This window comes from Bacillus sp. 05T31, from assembly GCF_056396725.1.
In genome coordinates this window covers 1-6,455 of record NZ_JBFTMA010000193.1, presented here as the reverse complement: position 1 = coordinate 6,455, position 6,455 = coordinate 1, and the positions used below count along the sequence as shown (strand labels likewise).

General features: G+C 34.7%; 6 protein-coding genes. 4 read left to right on the top strand and 2 right to left on the bottom strand.

Features of this window, described 5'->3' with window-relative positions:
• Positions 1-29 precede the first annotated feature (29 nt).
• Both AC1DJR_RS13770 and AC1DJR_RS13765 read right to left on the bottom strand, forming a co-directional pair.
• Positions 30-326, bottom strand: a complete 297-nt coding sequence (locus AC1DJR_RS13770; protein WP_477002826.1) for a hypothetical protein — start codon at positions 324-326, stop codon at positions 30-32.
• A gap of 140 nt (positions 327-466) precedes the next feature.
• Positions 467-1,069: a LysE/ArgO family amino acid transporter gene (locus tag AC1DJR_RS13765; protein WP_002191501.1), complete on the bottom strand. Its 603-nt coding sequence runs from the start codon at positions 1,067-1,069 to the stop codon at positions 467-469.
• A 99-nt stretch (positions 1,070-1,168) separates the two neighbouring features.
• Between AC1DJR_RS13765 and AC1DJR_RS13760 the strand changes: the two genes are divergently transcribed.
• The 4 genes from AC1DJR_RS13760 to AC1DJR_RS13745 all read left to right on the top strand — a co-directional run.
• Positions 1,169-2,590, top strand: a complete 1,422-nt coding sequence (locus AC1DJR_RS13760) for an aminotransferase-like domain-containing protein (RefSeq protein WP_429688448.1) — start codon at positions 1,169-1,171, stop codon at positions 2,588-2,590.
• A gap of 771 nt (positions 2,591-3,361) precedes the next feature.
• Positions 3,362-4,330 (top strand): carbohydrate ABC transporter permease, encoded by a 969-nt coding sequence (locus tag AC1DJR_RS13755; protein WP_429688447.1) that lies wholly within the window; start codon positions 3,362-3,364, stop codon positions 4,328-4,330.
• Between the two features lie 13 nt (positions 4,331-4,343).
• Positions 4,344-5,207 (top strand): carbohydrate ABC transporter permease, encoded by an 864-nt coding sequence (locus tag AC1DJR_RS13750; protein ID WP_429688446.1) that lies wholly within the window; start codon positions 4,344-4,346, stop codon positions 5,205-5,207.
• 52 nt (positions 5,208-5,259) lie between these two features.
• A partial coding sequence (locus AC1DJR_RS13745; RefSeq protein ID WP_477002825.1) for an efflux RND transporter periplasmic adaptor subunit occupies positions 5,260-6,455 on the top strand: 1,196 nt, incomplete at its 3' end.

The window sequence follows — 6,455 nt, the reverse complement described above, 5'->3', positions numbered from 1 at the left end:
GACGCCACACTTTCTCATTTAATTCAGGATTATACTGATGAATCCAACGCATGATGGTTGGATGAGCAATATATCATCCAAATAAAAGGAATCAAAAATACTACCACATTTAATATTATACCGATCTTTGCTCCAGTATTTTTATCTACTATATGAGACAAAATAGCTAAGAGAAATCCAATTGGACAAAGAAATATAGGTAAAAAAATAGAGAGTCCTGGAATTACAGTTAAAGTAATTTTGTATATAAAGTTAACATTGAATATAATCAATAAAACCGGTATTAAAATTGATATAAATATACCTATCCTATTTTTTTTTACCATAATACCCTCTTTTTTAATTAAAATAATCTATATTTTGGTTCTGGTGCAAATATATGAAGAAGAGCACGGATACTAGTAGGTTCCTAGCAGAATTGTATTTTATACTATAAGTCCAAACACTTTAAACGGTTCCCTGTACGTTAGGTTAATCCAATAAAAAGATAAATGGCAGTTCCCCAGATAAACAGGGCGGAGCATTTGTTGAATATGTTCATTAAACCTCCTGTTCCATCTATCTTCTTCATGACTGTACCGGCGAGCGTTAACCCAAAGAACCAAACCCAGGATACTGTAATACATGTGATTGTAAAAATAACTTGTTCCGTTCCGACATATTTTAATGCACTTGTCCCAATAACACCGACTATATCTAAGAGAGCATGAGGGTTTAATAAAGAAACCGATAAAGCAAAGATGACTTGCTGACGGATTGGTAATGCTTTATTTGTTTTACTTGTTGTTGGCTCAGACCTCCAAATAACGTATCCCATGTAAAGTAAAAATAAAATACCAGCAATCATTAGGCTAAGTCGTAGCCATTCAAATTGTAAAACGATAGTGGATAGCCCAAAAACAGCTAAAAGAATTAAAAAAGTATCACATAGTGCAGCTGTAACAGCCGCCGGAAGTGCTCGAATTAGTTTTGGCTGTGTGGCTCCTTGTGAAAATACAAATACATTCTGTACCCCTAAAGGTAAAATGAGTCCGAATGCTAAGATTATTCCATGAACAATGGCTTCCATATAATCAACTCCCTTTCAATTACTATCGTACTATGATAAAACTAAAAGAAAACAACCAATTGGATGGTTTTTTATCCACCCAATTTAGGAGGGAATTAGATGAAATGGAAACCAAATCGTCATTCTCATTTGACCGTTCAAGAGCAAATTGTAGATTGGATAAAATCTCATATTGAGCGAGGTGATTGGACTGTTGGCACAAAGATTCCAACACAACGCCAACTCGCAACTCAATTTAATGTGAACCGAAGTACTGTGCAACTTGCACTTGATGAATTAAGAGCGGATGGTTTGCTCGAATCTAAAGTGGGATCAGGGGTATTTGTGGCCAATAATTCATGGAATGTGCTTTTGAACAGATCTCAACCAAATTGGCAGCAACACATTGAATCGAGTATTCATAAACCAAACTACCATACGATTCAACTCATCAACGAATATGAGCAAATGGATCATATCATCCGTCTTGGAACAGGTGAATTATCACCAGAATTACTTCCAACGAAACAAATTGAGCAGTCGTTAAAAAAGATTTCACTTGAATCAAAGGCAATTGGCTATTCATCACCACAAGGAAGTGAAAAGCTTCGGGGAATTTTATGTAATTATTTAAAAAAACGTGGTATTCAAACAGCACCAGACAACATTTTAATTGTTTCAGGTGCACTTCAAGCACTTCAATTAATTGCAGTTGGATTATTAGAAGAAGGATCCATTGTCTTCCAAGAAAAACCTTCGTATTTAAATTCTGTGCATCCCTTTCAATCCAACGGAATGCGTATGATTTCAGTTTCACGAGATGTACATTTAACAGACAATTTACGGACACTCAAAAGAAAAAGACAATCTTTATTTTACTGTGTGCCAACATTACACAATCCGACAGGACATAATTGGTCAGTGAAAGAAAAGAAAGATCTATACAGCACATGCAAAGAGCTACAAATCCCGATTATTGAAGATGATGTGTATCACGAACTGTTATTTGAATCATCTTCTCCTGCCATAAAGTCATTTGATACATCAGGGCAAGTTCTTTATATCGGTAGTGTATCCAAAACGCTAAGTCCTGGATTACGGATCGGTTGGGTTGTTGCACCTTCACCTGTAATTGGGCGATTAGCTGATATTAAAATGCAAACAGATTATGGTTCAAGTGCCTTTTCCCAAGAAATCGTCGCACACTGGATATCATCCGGTTTATACGAAAAGCATCTGATTACACTTCGTAAACAATTGAAAAGAAGGGCTACATTTGTAGAAGAAATATTAGAACAGCACTTTCAAAAAATCGCTACGTGGAAAAAGTCTGAGGGTGGTTTTTATATATGGCTCAGGTTTCATGAACCTATTGTAAATAAAGCGCTATTTTTAAAGTTACTTAAACATAATGTTTTGATTAATCCAGGTTATATATATGAACCAAGTGATTTACACCATATTCGTCTTTCTTATGCCTACGCATCATTGGAAGAATTAAAAAAAGGATTAAATATTTTACTAGAACTAAGCCGGCATTAATTCCTATCTTAAATGCATTAATACCCTATTTGTGTATTTCACTAAAATATATATTATTGTATAAAATCCATGGAAAGACGTTAGTACCCCTTTATCAGACTGTATGGTTTTTTCTATGTGTCCAGAAAATCAAAGCATAGAATTCAATAATATCAAGGTTTTCTAGCTATAATCACGTTTATATAGTGTGCATATAATTCAATGTCCAATTAATCTCGGGATTGTATCTTTCTAAACATGTATTTATCTTTTAAAGATGCTGATAGGATAAGATTTTGTAGTCCTTAGCGTACAACTTTCCCAGAATGGTATAGTGACCTCATATAGCTATTTAAGGGAATTCAGCTCATGGGGGCATTTATTTTTCTTAAGTTGATGGATATGCAGGGTGCCCCCTATATACGTAATGTAATTGAGAGTTTATCCTTTTCTAACCTTGGTCCACTTAAATTTTTATCTTTTTTCACCTTCTTCTAAACCTTCAACATACCCCTTGTACAATAAAAAGACATTGGAACTATTCATAATCTTTACAACAGAAACACCCATCCTATCTAAAGTTGATAAAACTTATCAACTATCTCTTTAGTTTTACAATATGATTCTAGGCAGGGTAAGGGACATTCACTTTTCATCCCGTTTTATGAACATCGGAACTAAAATCCCTCATTTCTTTATTTTATCTGCATCTCGTCTGCATCTGTGTCTACTAAACTACATAATTGTAAGATGTAGTTATAAAAATAGACTCAAAAAAAGAGGGATCCACGAATGAGAATAAACAAAAGTCGATCATATATGCGGAATGTTTTTTTTGATCGCAGCCATCGATCATTAAATAAACTTCAAAATCAAAAAAAATCCCCAATAAAATTTGGAGATTTTATGCGAAAGGATACAAGTATAGCATTCTTTTTTCTTCTACCAAGTGCAATTGGGTTTTCAATTTTTTATCTGATTCCATTTGTAATGGGGATGATTTATTCGTTAATGGATGGCACAACTGATGGTTCTTTTGTCGGTTTAGCCAATTATAAAGAACTGCTAGGCAGTGCTTCTTTCCTCAAAGCAGCAACGAATACGTTTTGGTTTACCGCAGTGAGTGTACCGCTCATCGTCATTATTTCCTTATTACTAGCACTTTGTTTGAATCAAAATGTATATATTCAAAATTGGTTAAGAAGTGCGTTTGTGTTACCACTTGTCGTTCCTGTGGTTTCTATTGTCATGCTCTGGCAAATTTTATTCGATTGGAACGGCACGTTTAACGTATGGATGCACAACATGGGGTTTGAACGAATTGATTGGATGAAATCAAATTGGGCAATTTTTGTCTTGTCAATCGTATATCTATGGAAAAATATCGGGTACAACATTATTTTATTCTTGGCCGCTTTACAAAATATCCCCAAAGAGTATTACGAAACTGCAGAAATTGAAGGTGCAGGTCGTATGCATACATTTTTAAATATTACACTTATTTATTTAACACCAACAATGTTCTTTGTCATATTAATGTCGATTATCAATTCGTTTAAAGTTTTTCGGGAAACATACTTGATTGCTGGAAGTTACCCGCATGACAGTTTGTATATGATGCAGCATTATATGAACAATATGTTCGTGTCGCTTGATATTCAAAAGTTGACAGCGGCTGCCACGTTAATGGTGGGGGCTATTTCTATCATTGTATTCGTATTGTTTGCAATAGAACGTCGTTTTCGAAAGTTTATGAATTAGGTGGGAAAAGCAGATGAAAAAAGAAAATGTATTTCGTAAATGGATGTTAACGCTATTTTTGACTATATTAGCCGTCATGATGCTATTTCCAATCGTATTTACCTTGACCAACTCATTTATGACTGAGCATGAGATTGGATTCAATTATGATGCGATTGGAAAAGTGGAAAAGGAACCAACGTTCATTAATTTAAAATTAATCCCAGATTTAGTGTCATTTGAACAATATAGGACATTATTAGTGGAAAATCCCAAATTCTTAAAAATGTTTTGGAATTCAGCATTCATGGTTGTGCCAATCATAGTAGGTCAAGTCATCGTTGCATCATTTGCAGCCTATGTCTTTGCTAAGATTCAATTTCGAGGAAGAGACAAGTTGTTTATCGTTTATCTCTTGACGATGCTGATGCCATTCCAAGTTACACTGGTACCGAATTATATCATGGCGGATAAACTTGGAATATTAAACTGTACAGCGTCTATTATTCTTCCAGGAATCTTTGGAGCATTCGGTGTATTTATGCTCCGGCAGTTCATGTTGCATATCCCGGATGCATATATAGAGGCGGCTAAGATGGATGGAGCCGGCCATTTTACAATCTTTTTTAAGATTATTCTTCCTCTTATTCGTCCTGGAATTGCTGCTCTTATTGTTTTATTATTTGCGGATTATTGGAATATGATCGAACAGCCGCTTATTTTTCTGAATGACGAATCCAAACATCCATTATCGCTCTATTTATCAAAAATTAACAACGAGGCACGCGGGGTTGGGTTTTCTGCTTCTATTCTGTATATGACCCCAATGATACTTTTATTTTTATATGCGCAGTCCTACTTTATTAAGGGAATTCAGTTATCAGGTGTGAAGGAATAATGAAGAATTACAATGTAAACTTTCCTTCGGAAAGATTTTAGGAGGGAACTCAATGGAGTATAGAACGGAACAAGACGTTACAAGAAAAAAACGAAATATTAAAATCATTTCCAGTGTATTTATGGGGATTTTAATTATCCTTACACTCTTTAGCAATACGCTAGCAAATTTGGGTTTGCCAAAGGTTATTACAGAGAAGCCAAAAAATGGTGAGCTTACACAAACGTTTACAGGTAATGGCGAATTACAGCCACAGGAAGAAGCAAAGTTAAGTAATAGTAGCATAGAGGCGAAAGTGAAAGAGGTACATGTAAAGGAAGGAGATCGTGTCAAAAAAAATCAATTATTAGTGACATACGATAGTAAAAAGAGTGAACAAGATATTCTTGATCAAGAAGCAACTCTTCAAATTCAAAAGTTAGCACTGAATGACGCTCAAGCAAATTATAATGAAGCCCAAAAAAATCAACAAGAAAACAAATCAAATGATCAGCCAAAAAATCAACAAGAAAACAAACCAAATGATCAACAAGAAAACAAATCTAATGAGGCTGAGAGAGAGAGACAAAATCTCAAAACAACTGTGGAGAGCAAAAAAATTGAGATTAGTATTCTAGAAAGAAAAATTAAAAATTTAAAAGAAGAATTAGAAATGAATAAGAAATTGATTGCTCCCTTCGATGGAGTGGTTACAAAAATAAATGCAAAGAAAGATCAACCTTCTACGCAAGATGGAGGAGATGTGATTCTCTCTGATGAGAGTAAAGGCTTTAAAGTTGAATTACAAGTACCTGCTGATTTAGCTACGCACTTGAAGGTTGGAGAAAAGATAAATTTGAAAGGAAATGCTAAATCCTTAGAAGGTGAACTTATAGAGATTAAAAATATAGAAAGTCATGAAAATCAGAGACCGCAGGAACAAGGTAAACAGCAAGATGAACCAAAGGGTGAACAAAAAGACGATCAAAAAGGTGAACCAAAAGATGAACAGCAATTTGAAATAACACCAGCAACTTCACAACTACAGAAACGTATTCTTGTAAAAGTACAAGGAGAAGAACTGAAAAAAGGGGAGCAGGTGGAAGCTACACTGACTAAACAATTAGCTAAAGGCGTGCTTATACCAAATAAGGTGATTAAGAGGGAAGGACAGAACACATTTGTCTATACAATAGAAGAAAAAAAAGGACCTTTAGGTAATGCTTTTTATATAGAAAAGTCTCCTATTACTGTTGGTGAATCCAATGG

Bases quoted from the DNA above. Each gene is read 5' to 3' on its own strand.
- AC1DJR_RS13770 (WP_477002826.1), bottom strand. From the start codon at position 326: ATGGTAAAAAAAAATAGGATAGGTATATTTATATCAATTTTAATACCG.
- AC1DJR_RS13765 (WP_002191501.1), bottom strand. From the start codon at position 1,069: ATGGAAGCCATTGTTCATGGAATAATCTTAGCATTCGGACTCATTTTA.
- AC1DJR_RS13760 (WP_429688448.1), top strand. From the start codon at position 1,169: ATGAAATGGAAACCAAATCGTCATTCTCATTTGACCGTTCAAGAGCAA.
- AC1DJR_RS13755 (WP_429688447.1), top strand. From the start codon at position 3,362: ATGAGAATAAACAAAAGTCGATCATATATGCGGAATGTTTTTTTTGAT.
- AC1DJR_RS13750 (WP_429688446.1), top strand. From the start codon at position 4,344: ATGAAAAAAGAAAATGTATTTCGTAAATGGATGTTAACGCTATTTTTG.